The 15,525-nt window shown below is 63.4% G+C and carries 14 protein-coding genes; 6 read left to right on the top strand and 8 right to left on the bottom strand.

The features are described 5' to 3' along the window. The first annotated feature begins 6 nt into the window (after positions 1-6). Complete coding sequence (locus LOY45_RS16795) at positions 7-1,344, top strand: DUF1329 domain-containing protein (RefSeq protein WP_258578054.1); 1,338 nt, start codon at positions 7-9, stop codon at positions 1,342-1,344. 614 nt (positions 1,345-1,958) lie between these two features. Beyond that, a complete protein-coding gene (locus LOY45_RS16790) occupies positions 1,959-2,888 on the top strand; it encodes an IS110 family RNA-guided transposase (RefSeq protein ID WP_115085006.1) in 930 nt (309 codons plus the stop codon). A gap of 74 nt (positions 2,889-2,962) precedes the next feature. On the opposite strand, the gene LOY45_RS16785 is transcribed toward LOY45_RS16790, so the two are convergent. The 4 genes from LOY45_RS16785 to LOY45_RS16770 all read right to left on the bottom strand — a co-directional run bounded on the left by LOY45_RS16785 (position 2,963) and on the right by LOY45_RS16770 (position 8,851). Further along, positions 2,963-4,939 carry an alkyl/aryl-sulfatase gene (locus LOY45_RS16785; protein WP_258578053.1) on the bottom strand — a complete coding sequence of 659 codons (1,977 nt, stop codon included), beginning with the start codon at positions 4,937-4,939 and terminating at the stop codon, positions 2,963-2,965. A gap of 101 nt (positions 4,940-5,040) precedes the next feature. Next, entirely contained in the window at positions 5,041-5,655 is a 615-nt protein-coding gene (locus LOY45_RS16780; protein ID WP_233673762.1) for an START domain-containing protein, read from the bottom strand. Between the two features lie 73 nt (positions 5,656-5,728). Further along, entirely contained in the window at positions 5,729-6,709 is a 981-nt protein-coding gene (locus LOY45_RS16775) for an aliphatic sulfonate ABC transporter substrate-binding protein (protein WP_258578052.1), read from the bottom strand. Between the two features lie 198 nt (positions 6,710-6,907). Further along, on the bottom strand, positions 6,908-8,851 hold the full coding sequence (locus LOY45_RS16770) for an autotransporter outer membrane beta-barrel domain-containing protein (protein WP_115087531.1): 1,944 nt from the start codon (positions 8,849-8,851) through the stop codon (positions 6,908-6,910). A gap of 105 nt (positions 8,852-8,956) precedes the next feature. Between LOY45_RS16770 and LOY45_RS16765 the strand changes: the two genes are divergently transcribed. After that, a complete protein-coding gene (locus tag LOY45_RS16765) occupies positions 8,957-9,400 on the top strand; it encodes a GNAT family N-acetyltransferase (protein ID WP_258578051.1) in 444 nt (147 codons plus the stop codon). On the opposite strand, the gene LOY45_RS16760 is transcribed toward LOY45_RS16765, so the two are convergent. Next, the gene (locus tag LOY45_RS16760) at positions 9,397-9,816 is read right to left on the bottom strand and encodes a heme-binding protein (protein WP_115087533.1); all 420 of its coding nucleotides are present in this window, start codon (positions 9,814-9,816) and stop codon (positions 9,397-9,399) included. The genes LOY45_RS16765 and LOY45_RS16760 overlap by 4 nt on opposite strands. A gap of 231 nt (positions 9,817-10,047) precedes the next feature. Here LOY45_RS16760 and LOY45_RS16755 point away from each other — a divergent pair, with 231 nt between their 5' ends. The 3 genes from LOY45_RS16755 to LOY45_RS16745 all read left to right on the top strand — a co-directional run bounded on the left by LOY45_RS16755 (position 10,048) and on the right by LOY45_RS16745 (position 13,409). After that, positions 10,048-10,659 (top strand): SCO family protein, encoded by a 612-nt coding sequence (locus LOY45_RS16755; RefSeq protein WP_036996237.1) that lies wholly within the window; start codon positions 10,048-10,050, stop codon positions 10,657-10,659. Then, positions 10,659-11,132 (top strand): copper chaperone PCu(A)C, encoded by a 474-nt coding sequence (locus LOY45_RS16750; RefSeq protein ID WP_115087534.1) that lies wholly within the window; start codon positions 10,659-10,661, stop codon positions 11,130-11,132. Before LOY45_RS16755 ends, LOY45_RS16750 begins: the two co-directional genes overlap by 1 nt. Before the next feature lie 162 nt (positions 11,133-11,294). Beyond that, positions 11,295-13,409: a TonB-dependent receptor gene (locus LOY45_RS16745; RefSeq protein WP_258578050.1), complete on the top strand. Its 2,115-nt coding sequence runs from the start codon at positions 11,295-11,297 to the stop codon at positions 13,407-13,409. A gap of 43 nt (positions 13,410-13,452) precedes the next feature. On the opposite strand, the gene LOY45_RS16740 is transcribed toward LOY45_RS16745, so the two are convergent. Genes LOY45_RS16740 through glcF form a run of 3 tightly spaced genes read right to left on the bottom strand, consistent with a single transcriptional unit; the run spans position 13,453 to position 15,523 of the window. After that, entirely contained in the window at positions 13,453-13,980 is a 528-nt protein-coding gene (locus LOY45_RS16740; RefSeq protein WP_258578049.1) for a cytochrome b/b6 domain-containing protein, read from the bottom strand. Position 13,981: 1 nt separating this feature from the next. Continuing rightward, complete coding sequence (locus LOY45_RS16735) at positions 13,982-14,245, bottom strand: PepSY domain-containing protein (RefSeq protein ID WP_115087537.1); 264 nt, start codon at positions 14,243-14,245, stop codon at positions 13,982-13,984. A 42-nt stretch (positions 14,246-14,287) separates the two neighbouring features. Continuing rightward, entirely contained in the window at positions 14,288-15,523 is a 1,236-nt protein-coding gene (gene glcF, locus LOY45_RS16730) for a glycolate oxidase subunit GlcF (protein WP_258578048.1), read from the bottom strand. Positions 15,524-15,525 lie beyond the last annotated feature (2 nt).

Below are 15,525 nucleotides of genomic sequence, written 5' to 3'. Positions count from 1 at the left end.
ATAAAAATGCGTATTCATCCCCTGTTGTTAGCCCTGACCTGCGTCAGCGCCCTGGCCCAGGCCAAGAGCAACGACCTTGGCCTCATGGACAAGACGCTCACGCCGATGGGCTCGGAGCGCGCCGGCAATGCCGACGGCAGCATCCCGGCCTGGACCGGCGGCCTCGACAAAGCGGCCGGCAGCCTGGATGGCAACGGCGGCTACAGTGACCCGTTCGCCAGTGAAAAGCCGCTGTTCACCATTACCGCGCAGAACCTCGGGCAGTACCAGGCGGCGCTGAGCCCCGGCCAGCTGGCGATGTTCAAGCGCTACCCGGACAGCTACCAGATGCCGGTGTACCCCAGCCACCGCAGCGCCCGTTTGCCGGCGCCGATCCTCGCCGATAGCCGCACCAACGCCGGCAAGACCACCCTGGCCGACGGCGGCAACGGCTTGCATGATTACGCCCGTGGGATTCCGTTCCCGCTGCCGACCGAAGGCATGGAAGTGATGTGGAACCACATGACCCGTTGGCGTGGCGGCAGCTACGAGCGCTTCAGCAGTATTGCCCTGGTACGTGAGAACGGTGCGGTCAGCTATATCCGCGCGCAGTCGCTGGTGAGTTTCGCCGAAGCGGTGACGGGGCTTGAGCCCAATGCCAACGTGCTGTTCATGTTCAAGAGCCGGGTGCTGGAGCCGGCGCGCCTGGCGGGCGAGACCGTGCTGGTGCATGAGCCGGTTGACCAGGTGGTCGAGCCGCGTGCCGCCTGGCAGTACCTGCCGGCGCAACGCCGGGTGCGTCGCGCGCCGATGCTGGCGTATGACAACAGTGCGCGCTACAGCAACGGCCTGATCACGGCCGACAACATCGATGGTTTCAATGGTGCGCCGGACCGTTTTGACTGGAAGCTGATCGGCAAGCAGGAGCTGTACATTCCCTACAACAGTTATTGCCTGGGCAGTCGTTCATTGAAACTCGATGAACTGGTCAAGCCCAACCACATCAACCCGGCGTATACCCGTTATGAGAAGCATCGGGTGTGGGTGGTTGAAGCCACGCTCAAACCGGGGGCGCGGCATATCTACAGCAAGCGCCGGTTTTATGTGGACGAAGACAGCTGGCAGATCGCCCAGGTGGACCAGTACGACAGCCGTGGCGAGTTGTGGCGCAGTTCCGAACTGCATGCGATCCAGCACTATGATCATGACTTTACCTACAACGTGCTGGAAACCTCGTACGACCTGATTTCGGGGCGGTACTACGCGGGTGGCTTGAGCAACGAAGAGAAGGCGCCGATGCGGGTGGGGTTTACCGCCAAGACCGATGACTACACGCCTTCGGAATTGCGTCGCTGGGCCAAGTGAAGCACGAGCCCTTCGGGCTCGATCGCCGGCAAGGCCGGCTCCCACAGGTCCGGCGTACACAGATCCACTGTGGGAGCTGGCTTGCCAGCGATGAGGCCAGTCCAGCCAGCACATCAGTGTTGCCTGGGTTACGACCCCTGCGGGCTCGATCGCCGGCAAGGCCGGCGTACACAGATCCACTGTGGGAGCTGGCTTGCCAGCGATGAGGCCAGTCCAGTCAGCACATCAGGTGCTGGCAGGATTGCGACCGCTGCGCGCTTGATCGCCGGCAAGTCCGGCTCCCACAGGTCCGGCGTACACAGATCCACTGTGGGAGCTGGCTTGCCAGCGATGAGGCCAGTCCAGCCAGCACATCAGGTGCTGGCAGGATTGCGACCCCTGCGGGCTCGATCGCCGGCAAGGCCGGCTTGTGTCTTGAGGTAGGAATAGAATCAGAAGTGAGAGCGGTGAATGGCAAGCTGTACGCCAGTAGTGCTTAAAGCACGTGTGGGAGCAAAGCTGCCATTCACCTCTCCACTCTGGCCCGAGCCCGAACAGTTGATTGAGCGCCTCTCGAATCACAAGCGTGGGCCAAGCCAGAGCGCTCTCACAACTGAGTGTAAGAGGGTTCAGCCATGTTGTCTTCTGTTGGAATCGACACTGCCAAAGCCACTTTGGAAATCTGCATCAAACCTCAGAAAATCCGCTTCGAAGTGGCCAACAACTCCGCAGGCTTCGAGGCGTTGCTTGAGCGTCTGAAGGACTTCAATATCAGTCGAGTGCTGATCGAAGCGACAGGCGGCTACGAGAAAGATGTGTTGATCGCCCTGGCCTCAGCAGGACTGGAAACCATCTGCATCAACCCAGCCCGTGCCCGAAAATTCGCCGATGCCATGGGTAAAAAAGCCAAAACCGACAAGATCGACGCCGAAGTCCTTGCGGACTTCGCTGCACACCTCAGCGCCCCTCAAGGCCAACCGGTCAGCCCTGAACGCGAAGAGCTGCGAGAGCTGGTGAAGCAGCGCGCCCAATTTGTGCAGAGCCGTGATGACGACAAGCGGCGTCGCCAGCAATGTCGCTCGGCGACAGTGATGGCCCACTTCGATGAGCATATAGAGCAGCTGAAAGTGCTGATCAAACGCCTCGACGAAGAAATTGATCAGGCGATGGTGCAACTGGACGATACCAGGGCGCGTCAGTTATTGGCAGTGACCGGAATCGGTCGAGTAACCGCCGCAAATCTGCTCGCCTCACTGCCTGAACTGGGGCAGTTGGACCGCCGTCAGATCGCCGCTCTGGTGGGCGTAGCGCCTTACAACAACGATAGTGGTAGCCATCGAGGGCACCGCCAGATATGGGGTGGTCGGGCCCATGTAAGGCGAGTGCTGTACATGTCGAGCTGGATCATCATCCGTCACAACACAGAATTTAAAGCACGCTACGAAGCACTTCGGGCACGTGGCAAGTGCGCCAAGGTGGCACTCGTAGCTTGCATGCGGGTGCTGATCGTCAGGCTGAATGCAATGCTGCGGGACAATACCCCTTGGCGAGAGCAAACAGCCTGATCAAGACAGTTGCTCCCACAGGTCCGGTGTACACCGATCCATTGTAGGAGCGGGCTTGACCCGCGATGAGGCCCTCAAGGCGTGACGATATTGAACTGCGGGCTGAAGCTGTCGAGGGTGCCCAGCAACTCGGCGATTTTCTTGCCGTTGCCTTCGACCTTGATCAAGCCCTTCTGCATCGCCGTCGGGAAGTCCAGCTGCTTGAGGCTGATCTGCTCAAGCGTCGCCTTGTTCATGCTCAAGCTCGCATCAGCCTTGGGGTTCAAACCCGCACGATGGGTCAGCACGCCGTTACGCAAGGTCAGGTTGAAGGCCTGATCCGGCTCGGTGAAGCTCCAGTTCAGGTTCAGGTCATGGCCCACCGCCTTGTCGACATCGACCCGCACCGCCATGTAGTCGAAGAACATGTCCGCAGTCAGCGCCCGCACCATGTCCACCGACACCGAACTGCCCGCCTGGCTCGGCACACCATTGCGCAACTCCATGGCACCGGTCAGGTACATGTTGCGCCAGGTGGCGTTCTCGCTCTGGTAACCCAGCTGTTCCATCGCCTCAGCCTGCACGCTACGTGCCCGGGCATTGTCCGGCTGGGCAAACAGCAGCTGGTTGCCCAGTTGCACCGCCCAGCGATACTCACCCTTGTCCATTGCCGCACGCACCTTGGCCAGCACCGCCTCGCCACCGCCCATGGCCTCGACATAGTGCTGGGCGCTCTCGACCGGCGGCAACGGGTTGAGGTTGGCCGGGTTGCCGTCGTAAAAGCCCATGTAGCGCTGGTACACCGCCCGCGCGTTGTGGCTCAGCGAGCCGTAGTAGCCACGGGTGTACCACTTCTTCGCCAGCTCCCCGGGTAGGGTCTGCATGTTCTGCGCGATCTCCATCGGCGTCAGGCCCTGGTTGAGCAGGTGCAGGGTGCGGTCGTTGAGGAAGGCATACATGTCGCGCTGGTCGGCGATCAGCGTGCGCACCTGTTCAGCGCCCCAGGTCGGCCAGTTGTGCTGGCCGAAGAGCACTTCGGTCTTGTCGCCGTAACGCGTCAGGCTGGCGTCCAGGTACTGTGACCAGGCCTTGGCATCGCGCACCTGGGCGCCGCGCGGGGTGAGGATATTGTGCATGGTCTGCGAGGCGTTTTCGGCAATGCCCAGGGCCTTGAACTGCGGCAGGTACAGGTTCATTTCCGCCGGTGCTTCGGTGCCAGGGGTCAATTGGAATTCAAGCTCGATGCCCGCCACGGTGCGGGTCTCGTACGGCTTGCTGATCAGGTCGCTGGGCTCGATCAGGGTGATGCTGCCGCCGGTGGCCAACGCCTTGCCGATCCCGGTGTCGACCTGGCCCTGGGCGCCGCGCGGCAGGTACAGACCGAACTGGTACTGGGCGCGACGGCTCATGGCGTTGCCGGCGTAGACGTTCTCGCTCATCACGTGTTCCATGAAGCCGCTGGGGGCGAACACCTTGACCTTGCCGGCCTTGACGTCGGCCTCGTCGATCACCCCGCGCACGCCGCCAAAATGATCGGTATGGCTGTGGCTGTAGATCACCGCCACCACCGGTTTGCGCGGGCGGTTCTGGTAGTACAGCTGCAGCGCGGCGCGGGCGGTTTCGGCGGTGGTCAGCGGGTCGATGATGATCAGCCCGTCGTCGCCTTCGATGAGGGTCATGTTGGCCAGGTCCAGGCCACGCACCTGGTACAGCCGCGGCGCTACTTCGAACAAGCCAGCGTGGGCGTTGAGCTGGGCCAGGCGCCAGAGGCTGGGGTTGACGCTGTCGGGGCGGTCTTGCGCGGCGAGGAATTTATAGCCCTCAAGGTTCCACACCGGTTTGCCGGCGGCATCGCTGACCTGGCCGTCGAACGGCGCGATCAGGCCGCGGGTGACTGCTTCGTAATCGGCGCGGTCGCTGAAGGGCAGTTGCGTCAGCACGGCGGCATTGCTGCTGCGGGTCTGTTCGCTGGCACCAACCGGTGCCTGGGCGGCATGCAGGGTCTGGCTCAGGCAGGCGGCAGCAATCAGGCTGGCCAGGCGCGTACGCGGGTGCAGGGGTAGGCAGGGCATGGCAACTCCATTTTTTGTCGTTATGGCACACGGCTTCGAGGCTAAGGCTCGGCCCTGGCCCGGCAACAAGCCGTGGACGACAAAATCCATGCAGGCCCTGCTCAGGGCGCTGCGCCGCCCTGGCGTTCAGCCACTGCACGCAAGGTGCGCAAGGAGATGACAGGTGCATCGAGGACGAACTGGTTGGCCAGCCACGAGGGGATGTCCCCGGCCGGGTCGGCCTGTAGTTCGTAGGTCACTTCGGTGAGCTGTTCGCCCTTGGGCACGAAGGTCCACAGGCCCTTGAGCTGGCGCACGCGGATCTGCCCCGGTACATGCTTGACCATGCCGGGCACGGCCTTGAGACGACGCACCAGGCTGCCGTCGTCGCGGCGCTCGCTCTGCACCTGGATCACCATGTCCCGGGTGCTGGCCGGCCAGGGCAGGGCAGTGGTCAGGTAGACCCAGGTGCTGTCGCCATCGACCTTGAGCAGGCGCATGTCGGCGCAGCCGTACAGCCATTTGCAGGCGACCCGCAGGTTCTCCTGCAGGTCGCTGAGGGTGGGCACGCTGGCCTTGATCAGCGCGACGCCGCGAAACTGCTGGTACCGGGAGCCCGGCACGTCGCTGAGGTAGACCTGAATGCCGTCGTCGTCCTGCACCAGATGCCAGGGTTCGGCCGCGCTGGCGCAGGTGCTGACGGCCAGCAACGCACAGAGAGCAAAGCGAAGGCTCATGAACGGTTCCATTACCGGGCAAATGTTCAGAGCATAGTGCCTGGCGTCAGATCTGGCTGGACATGGGCTGCACTCAGGGCAGGACCGACACCGGGTAGACCGCGTCAGCCACGTTCAGCGGCTTGGGGATCAGGCCCAGGCCCTGGAAGGTGTCGGCGAGCTTCTGCTGTTCGGCGGTGATCTTCGCGTCGATGGCCACGGCGTTGTAGTTGCGGCGCTCGCTGGCTACCTGCAACACGTCGGCGCCGATACCCAGTTGCGGCGCCAGCAGGGCGGCGACTTCGTCGGGCTGCTGGTTGGCCCAGCTGCTGACCTTGGCCAATTCGCTGAAGAAGGTTTTCAACAGCGCGCGGTTGTCGTCGGCAAAGGCCGCCGACGACAGGTAGAAGGTGCGGTTATTGGACATCCCGCTGCCGTCGCGCAGGTTCTTCAGGCCCGGCTGTTTTTCCGCGGCGGCGAGGAAGGGGTCCCAGAGGGTAACGGCCTGGACGCTACCCGACTGCAGTGCGGCCACGGCGTCGGCGGCATTGTTGACGTAGGCCGGGGTGATGTCCTTGTAGCTCAGGCCGGCGTCCTGCAGGGCCACGGCCAGCAGGTACTGGGCGTTCCAGCCGCGTCCGGTGGCCACGCGCTGGCCCTTGAGGGCGGCGACGTTGGCGATGTGGTCCTGCTCGCGCACCACCAGGCCGATGCCTTTGGGGTAGGGCTGCTCGGCAGCCAGGTACACCACCGGCTTGCCGGCGGCCTGGGCAAACACCGACGGCGCATCGGCGGCATGACCAAGGTCGATGGCGCCGGTGCTCAAGGCTTCGAGCAGTTGTGGGCCGGCGGCGAATTCGTACCAGCTGACGTTCACCCCTTGCGGTGCCAGGGCTTTTTCCAGGGCGCCGCTGCCTTTGAGGATGTTGATGCTGTTGAACTTCTGGTAGCCGATGCGCAGGGTTTTGCTCGGTTCGGCATGGGCCAGCGGGCCGGGCAGCAGCAGCGCGGCGAAGGCGGCAAACAGGCCGCCGGTGAGCAGGCGACGCAGGGGGGAATGGGGCGTGTGCGACATGGGCGGACTCCTGGGATTCAAGGGCAAGGCATGCCCGAAAATATAAGGAGCCCGGCCAGGCCCTTCAATTTTTTTATTCCAAATAGTTAGATTGTTTAGTTATTTTTATATCCTTTTATTCCTGTAGGAGCGGGCTTGCCCCGCGATTGCGATATGACTGACAGACCGCTATCGCGGGGCAAGCCCGCTCCTACAGGGTTAAAACTGCCATTGCACGCCCAGCGAGTAGCCGGCCTGATTGCCCTCGCTGTGGGCAAAGCGGCTGTTGACTTCGGCAAACACCCCCAGTTGCTCGGTGAACATCAACTGCGCACCCAACTGCGCGCGGCCAAAGTCCTTGTCGACACTGCCCATGTCCGCCACCCGCACGCGGCCGTCGGCATTGCTGGTCAGGTCGATCTCATCCAGGCGGCCATCGGCCAGTTCGCGGACCCAGCGCACGCTGGCGTAGGGCTGCAGGGCCATGTTCGCGCCCAGGCCGACGCTGCCATGCAGGCGCCAGCCGAGGCTGGCTTCGAGGGCGTCGTAGTTCTGCTTCTCGTAGCCCAGGGCGGTGCGCAGGCTTTCGTCTTCGTGGAAGTCGTCGATGCGGTAGTGCATGTAGTCCAGGCCCGCGACCGGGCCGGTCTTCAAGGCGCCGAAGCTGAAGTCGTAACCGCCGTCCACCCGCGCGCCCCAGAACCACGCCGAGGTGTCGCCGCTCAGGCGCTGGTCGAGCAGCACCGGGCCGTTGCTGGCCTGGATGTACACCGAACGCTTGCTATCAAAGCGGGTATGCCCGGCACTCAGCTCGCCGGCCAGCCATTGCGGGCCGCCATCGTTGAGCAGGGCGAACAGCCCGGCCTGCCAGGCGTCGCCTTCGATGCGCCCGCCATGGTCGAGGGAATCGCGGCTGCGCTGGAAGCTCAGGCTGGCGCCGACGGTGAGGGCTTCGTTGAGGCGGTAGTCCCCGACACCATAGACCCCCACGCGTTTCGACTCCGGATTGCCCGGCGCATCGAAGCCGCTGTCAGGCGAAACCTCGCCTTCCACACCCACCTCACCGTCAAAACTGCCGACCGCCCGTGAGGCGTCCAGCAGGCTCAGCCATCGGCGGTCATGCAGGCGGGTCAGGGCCTGGTGCTGACGTTGCAGCTGGTCTTCCATCTGCCGGGCCATGGCCCCGCCGGAAGCAGTGGCGGCGAGCAGGTCGGCGTTGGTCAGCTCCAGCACCAGGCGGGTCAGCAGCCGCGAGAAGTCGCTCAAGCGCTGGTCGATGCGCTGCTGGCCGAAGGCGTTGGTCAGCACCTGTTGGTTGTCTTCGGCCGGGTCGTGCCAGGTCGAGCCGCCGGGGATCGCTGGGTTGTCGGTCTGCTCGTAGCCGTCCAGCTCGCCCAGCTCCCAGTTGGTCGCTTCGATGAACAGCACCGGCACGTTGAGGTCCTTGAAACTTTCACCGTCGCTGCAGCAGCCGGTGCCGGCCGGGTACGCGGGGTTGAGGCCAGGGTTGGTGAACAGCGGGATGTTCATCTCCTGGGCGATGCGCAACAGCTGGTCGCGGTAGGCACCCAGGGCCGGGTTGGCAACGCTGTTGCTGGCGGCGTGGGCGTACATCTTGTCGCCGGTGATCAGGCTGTCGAGGTTGATCATGCCCAGCAGGTTGGCGCGCTGGCTGTCGCTCAACGAGGCGACGTAGGCACGCGAACCGCGCAGGCCTTCTTCCTCGGCACCAAAACCGACCACTTCCAGGCCGTTCTCCAGGGCCACGCCGCCGAGGTTGCGGGCGATCTCGGTGAGTACCGCAGCGCCCGAGGCATTGTCGTCCAGGCCTTGCAGGGTGGGGCGGCCGAAGTAGGTGTCGTAGTGGGCGCCGAGCACCACGTAGGTGCTGTTCTGGCCCGGGGCTGAAGCGATGACGTTCTGCGAGCTGCGGTTGCCGGCCCAGGTGAAGTCCTGGCGACGGGTCTGGTAGCCGTAGCCCAGTTGCGCTTGCATCAGGGCGGTAGCACCTTCGAAACTGGCGGTACCCCGGTAACGCCCGGGGTAGTCGTTGATCAGACGGTCCAGGGTCTGACCGGCATACTCGCCATATTCGTAGGCGCTGGCGCCGGATGACAACATTGCACAACCCAGGCTTACAGCGACTGCTAACGGTTTGAACACGGCACTTTTCCTTATGTGTCGTTACGAAAGGCGCATCATAGGATGCGCCGCGTCGCAGCAAGCAGGATGTGTACCGTTTTGTGACTGATGTAGGAAATTAACGGCATGAAGGTTCAGATCAAACCTGCACTTGAGCGTGAAAAACAACACTTTGAGGCGATGCTTCCGGAGTATTTGCGCGAACTCGGTGTCGACGGGGACTACCCTTATTTACCGCTCTACTGGCAGGAGCCAGGGCGATTTGCCTACCTGCTGCTGGTTGAGGACGAAATAGCAGGGTTTGCCCTGGTTCGCCAGCAGCCAGAGCGCGCGGTGTACGAACTGGCCGAGTTCTATGTCGTCAGTGCCTATCGCCTGGCAGGGGTCGGCCATGCTGCGGCGCAGGGGCTGTTCGATTTGCACCGTGGCCCGTGGGAGCTATCGGTACTGGCGGACAACCTCGCCGGCCTGCGCTTCTGGCCAAGGGTCTTGCCGGCGGGGGCACATGCGCAAACCATTGAGACGCCCGAAGGGGTGCAATACACCCAGTTCGAGTTTGTCAGTGTTTAGCCGGCCAACTGGGCCAGCAGTGCGGCGATCGCCACCTTGGCCACCTGCGCATCCTGCTCGGACTTGACCCCGGAGACGCCGACCGCGCCGATCACCTGGCCATCGACCAGCAGCGGTACGCCGCCTTCCAGGGTGGCGTTGAGCACAGGCACCGAGAGAAAGGCCGTGCGCCCGCCGTTGACGATGTCTTCATAGACCTTGCTTTCCTTGCGCCCGAGGGCTGCGGTGCGGGCCTTTTCCTGGGCGATGTAGGCGCTGATCGGCGGGCAGCCGTCCAGGCGTTCCAGGGCCAGCGGGTGGCCGCCGTCATCGACCACGGCGATGCTCACCGCCCACTGGTTGGCCTGGGCTTCGGCGCGGGCGGCGGCAAGCAGTTGCGCGACTTCCTGTTGGGTCAGTACGGCTTTGCTGAGCATGGGGAGGGCTCCACGAATGATGGGCGGGACGGGATGCATCACTATTACCGTAGACGTTGCCGGATGTTTCTTGTCACTGCCTGCGACAACAGGCCGCACCCCGTAAATACTGGGATACAGACGTACGGGTCGCTGCGCGCTGGAACCTGCGTCCACCGCCATGACAAAATGCGAAGGTTTCTCGACATGCCCTCTATCCAGGGGCTGGCACCTTCCCAAAAGGATGGTTACATGACTGATTTACTGACCCGGCGCCAGGTTGTTGCCGGGATCAGCCTGCTGGGCCTCGGCGCCCTTGCAGGTTGCGACCCCCGTTCCGGAGGCGCGCTGGACTTCAAGTACGGCAAGGACATGAGCAACAAGATCCTCGGCCGTTCGTTCAAGCTCAAGGATACCCAAGGCAACGTCCGAACCCTGTCGAGTTTCTGGGGTTCGATGCCGATGGTGTTCTTCGGTTTCACCCAGTGCCCGGCGGTGTGCCCGACCACCCTGGCGCGCGCGGCGCAGATCAAGAAGCTGATGGGCCGCGACGCCGGCTTCTTGCAGGTGGTGTTCATCAGCCTCGACCCCGAGCGCGATACCCCCGAGGTGCTCGACGCCTACGTCAAGGCGTTCGACCCGTCGTTCGTGGCGTTGTCCGGCACCCTTGAAGAAACCGCGGCGGCAGCCCGGGAGTTCGGGGTGTTCTACGAGAAGGTGCCAGCCGGCGATACCTATACCATCTCGCACACCTCGACCAGCTACGTCTTCGATTCCCGCGGCCAGCTGCGCCTGGGCCTGTCCCATTCGCTCAATGCAAAAGAGTGCGCAGAAGACCTGCTCACTGTCATGGAGGTGTGTTAATGCTTCGCAACCCTGTCAAACGTACCCTGGCCGCGCTGGCCCTGATCGGCCTGGCCTTGCCGGCCATGGCTGAAACCACCGTCAGCGACGCCTGGGCGCGGGCCACCGTGCCACACCAGAAGTCCAGCGGTGCCTTCATGATCCTCACTGCCAGCACTGACAGCAAGCTGCTCAGCGTAGCCTCGCCGGTGGCCAGGACCGTGCAGGTGCACCAGATGACCATGGAAAATGACGTGATGAAAATGGGCGAGGTCGACAGTGTGCCGCTGCCGGCAGGCAAGGCAGTGAGCCTCGACCCTAACGGTTATCACGTGATGCTCATGGACCTGAACCAGCAGCTCAAGGAAGGCGAGCAGGTGCCGCTGACCCTGGTGGTCGAGGATGCCAAGGGCGTCAAGCAGAGCATTGAAGTGAAGGCGCCGGTGCGGGCGCTGAATGCTGAAGCCATGTCGGGCCACCAGCACATGCATTGATCGCCGCCACGCGCTCGACAACAAGCCAGGCTGCAGTCAAGAACCGCAGCCTGGCTTTTTTGTGCGTGACGTCAAAATATTTAAATCGTAATAGTATTTAATTCGCAATTACAAATCGTTACCATTTGCGCCCCTTTACAATCTTTACAAAAAAAGGAACGCATGGTGGCTCTTTCGCGCATTCACCCGGCTTCTCTCTCCGTGCTCGGTGTCCTGGTCGTTCCAGCGCTGCACGCTGAAACCCTGGCTATTCCGGCAACCTCGGTCAACAGCAACTATGAAGAACAAAGCTACAAGGCCAGTGAAAGCCGCAGTGCGCTGAAAATCGACGCGCCACTGCGCGATATTCCGCAAACCGTCAACGTCGTGCCGCAAAGCGTGATCAAGGATCAGGGCGCGCAATCGATGGAGGATGTGCTGAAGAACGTGCCGGGTATCGGCCTGTCCAACGGTGACGGCCAGCGCGACCAGGTGACGATTCGCGGTTTCAGTGCCATTGGCGACATGTATGTCGATGGCATGCGCGACGACGCCCTGTATTACCGCGATCTGTCCAATGTCGAGCGGGTCGAGGTGGTCAAGGGCCCGGCGGCCGTGCTCTATGGCCGTGGCTCCTCCGGCGGCCTGATCAACAGCGTGAGCAAGAAGCCCACCTTCAACCCGGTGCAGGAAGTGGGGGTCAGCTTCGACAGCGAGGGCAAGCGCCGTACCCAGTTCGACACCGGCTGGGCCGACCAGCAGCAGGGTGACAAGGCGTTTCGCCTGACCGGCGCCCTGGAAGACAGCGACACCTTCCGCGACGATGGCTACATCGACCGCAAGGCCCTGGCACCCTCGGCCTACTTCAAGCTGTCCGATGACTTGGAGCTGAACCTGGGCGCCACCTACCTGTACGACAAGCGCCTGATCGACTTCGGCATCCCGGCCCTGGGCAAGCGCCCGGTCGATGTCGATCGCGACAAGCGCTTCGGCGCCGCCGACCCGGATGACGATTACGCCCGCAGCGAGGTGTTTTCCTTCAGCGCCGGCGTCGACTACCGGATCAATGACAGCTTCACCCTGAGCAACACCAGCCGCTACTACCACTACGACCTGGACCGCAACAACACCTTGGCTGATTCCAGCCCGACCCGCTTCGTCACCGCTGCCAATGGTGAACTGCTGGTCAAGCTCAATCGCGGCAACGTGCAACGCACCGAAGACGGCTGGTTCAACCAGACCGAGCTCAAGCAGCAGGCCGTGCTGGCCGGCATGAACCACAACCTGTTGTACGGCGTGGAGCTCGGCCGTCAGGTCAAGGACCAGAGTGTGTTCAGCCAGAACAACGTGGCCCAGGTGCCGGTGTTCCGCGACGGCCTGGTCGATGTGCCGTTCCAGGCCAACCGCCAGACCGCCAAGGGCACCACCACCCAGGACACCGCAGGTTTCTACGTACAGGACCTGATTGAGCTGGCGCCGCAGTGGAAGGCCCTGCTCGGGGTGCGTTACGACGTGTTTGACCAGGAGTACGCCGACGACCTGACCCGCACCGACCTGTCGCGTACCGACACCACCTGGAGCCCGCGCATCGGCCTGGTCTACCAGCCGGACGCGATCCAGTCCTATTACGTGTCGGTCAGCCGCTCCTACCAACCTTCGTCGGAAGTGTTCGCCCTCAGTGCCGGCAACCAGGGCCTGGAACCGGAAGAGACCACCAACTACGAAATCGGCGCCAAGTGGGACTTGCTCGACAGCCGCCTGGCACTGACTGCGGCCTTGTTCCGCCTGGAACGCACCAACATGAAAACCACCGACCCGGCCAACCCGGCGCAGCTGGTGCTGGCGGGTGAGCAACGTACCGACGGTTTCGAAGCGACGCTGAGCGGGCAACTGACGGACAAGTGGCAGGTCTACGGCGGCTTTGCCTTCCTCGATGCCGAAATCACCAAGTCCACCAGCCGCACCAACGGCGTGGCCAACGAAGGCCAGACCCCGACCCTGACCCCGCGCACCAGCGCCAACCTGTGGCTGGTGCGCTCGTTGACCGAACACTGGCGTGTGGGCATGGGCGCCAACTATGTGGACGAGCGCTATACCGCGCTGGATAACGTCGTGGTGATGCCGTCCTACACCACCGTGGACGCTGCACTGCTGTACAACCAGCCGAAGTGGGACATGGCCCTGCGCCTGCGTAACGTCTTTGACCGCGACTACTACGCCTCGGCCCACGGCTCGGTGGACCTGATCACCCCCGGGGCGCCCCGGACCCTCGAGCTGAGCACCAACTACCGCTTCTGACGCCAGTGCCGGGGCAATGCAGCAGCGGCTGCGTTGCCCCGTTTCAACGCTGGCGCCGCCGGCCGGTGAGCATCGACAGCGGCAGGTTCTCCTTCAGCCGCCAGCTCTCGAACAGCGCCGCCGCAATGTGCAGGCACACCAGCGCCAGCAGGGCGTCGGCCATCAACTCATGGATATCGCGCAGGCCGTCTTCACCCCAGAAGTAATAGATCTCTTCCATCATGAAACCGCTGACGCCAAGGCCGGCCATCAGCAGCAACATCAGTACCATCACCAGTGCGCCCAACGGCGAATGCCCGAGGCGGTGGCAGTTTTCGCCGCGGTACAACGCCTGCAGGTGCCACTGCAGTCGCGTTGGCGTCGGCCAGAAGTCCGCCCAGCGCGCCGCCGGGGTGCCGACAAAGCCCCATACGCTACGTAGCAGCACGATCGCCAGGCCGTAATAGCCCAGCCAGCGGTGCCAGCCGTCGCCTTCTTCGGTGAGAAAATAACCGCCGACAAACACCACCACCAGCGACCAGTGGCACAGGCGCACCACCGGGTCCCAGAGGCGCAGGCTATCGCCGCTCACTTCAGTCGATCTCTTCCTTCACCTTTTTACCGGTGACCGGATCGAAGTAGATCTCGACTTTTTTACCGTCCTTGTTCTTGCCGTAGATCTCGTAGCAGTTGCCATCGGTGACCTTGAACTTCTTGATCTCGTAGCCCTGTTTTTTCAGTTCTTCCTGGAAGTTGTTCTGGTCTTGCCATTGCACCTTGTCGGCGGTGCTGCATTCGGTCTTGGCCAGAACGGCCGGGCTTACGACGAGCAATGAGACCAGTAGAAGCTGACGCATGACGAGTCCTCGGGTTGTCGAACAGGGGTTGCCCGATTGAGCTTATGCCAGGGTTGGCGACTTCGCTAGCGCCTCGTCCAGCAGCTCGATCCAGTGGCGCACCGGCGTGCGTCCGGCGCCGTCGAGGTGGGTCTGGCAGCCGATGTTGGCAGTGACGATCAGGTCCGGCTGGCCGCTTTCCAGGGCATCGAGCCTGTTGTCGCGCAACTGCCTGGCCAACGTCGGCTGGGTCAGCGAATAGGTGCCGGCCGAGCCGCAGCACAGGTGGCCGTCGGGCACGTTGCTGAGGTTGAATCCCAGGCGCTTGAGCAGGGCTTCGACGCTGCCGCCAAGCTTCTGCGCATGCTGCAAGGTGCACGGGCAATGCACCGCCAGCAGCTGGCCGCTGTGGCAGGCCAGTGGTTCCAGGGGCTCGACGCTGATGACCTCGACCAGGTCCCTGGCCAGTTCGCTGACCCGCCGGGCTTTGGCGGCGTACTGCGCATCGCCCTGCAGCAGCTTGGCGTACTCCTTGACGAAGGCGCCACAACCGCTGGCCGTCTGCACGATGGCTTCGGCACCGGCCTCGATGGCCGGCCACCAGGCGTCGATGTTGCGCCGGGCGCGCTCAAGGCCGCTGGCTTGTGCATCCAGGTGATAGTCGACAGCACCGCAGCAGCCGGCCTGGGGCGCCGCGGTGACGCTGATGCCCAGGCGATCGAGCACCCGCGCCGTGGCGGCGTTGGTGTTGGGTGACAGGGTCGGTTGCACGCAGCCTTCGAGCAGCAGTACGCGCCGGGCATGGCGGGGCTGTGGACGGGGTTGCGCGCGGGGCACCGAGCGCGGCAGCTTGGCCTTGAGCGGTGCCGGCAGCAGGCTGTCGACGCTGCGTCCCAGCTGCACCAGGCGCTTGAAGGCCGCCGGGTGGCTGGCCAGGTTGCGCAGCCCACGGCGCAAGGCCCGTTGCAGGGGCGGGCGAGGCACGGCCTGATCGACCACGGCGCGGCCGATATCCAGCAGGTTGTGGTAATCGACGCCGGACGGGCAGGTGGTTTCGCAGTTGCGGCACGACAGGCAACGGTCCAGGTGCAGTTGGGTCTTGGCACTGGCGGGGTGGCCTTCGAGCACCTGCTTGATCAGGTAGATGCGTCCGCGCGGGCCGTCCAGCTCGTCGCCGAGCAGTTGGTAGGTCGGGCAGGTGGCATTGCAGAAGCCGCAGTGCACGCAGGTGCGCAGGATGCTTTCGGCTTCTTCGGCGCGGGCCAGGCGTTTGGCGGCATCGCTCAAGGTGGTTTGCATGG

Origin of the sequence: Pseudomonas wadenswilerensis (assembly GCF_024749185.1) — a bacterium.
GTDB lineage: Bacteria > Pseudomonadota > Gammaproteobacteria > Pseudomonadales > Pseudomonadaceae > Aquipseudomonas > Aquipseudomonas wadenswilerensis.
The sequence above is the reverse complement of the archived record's forward strand: the minus strand, read 5'-3'. Positions and strand labels throughout refer to the sequence as shown.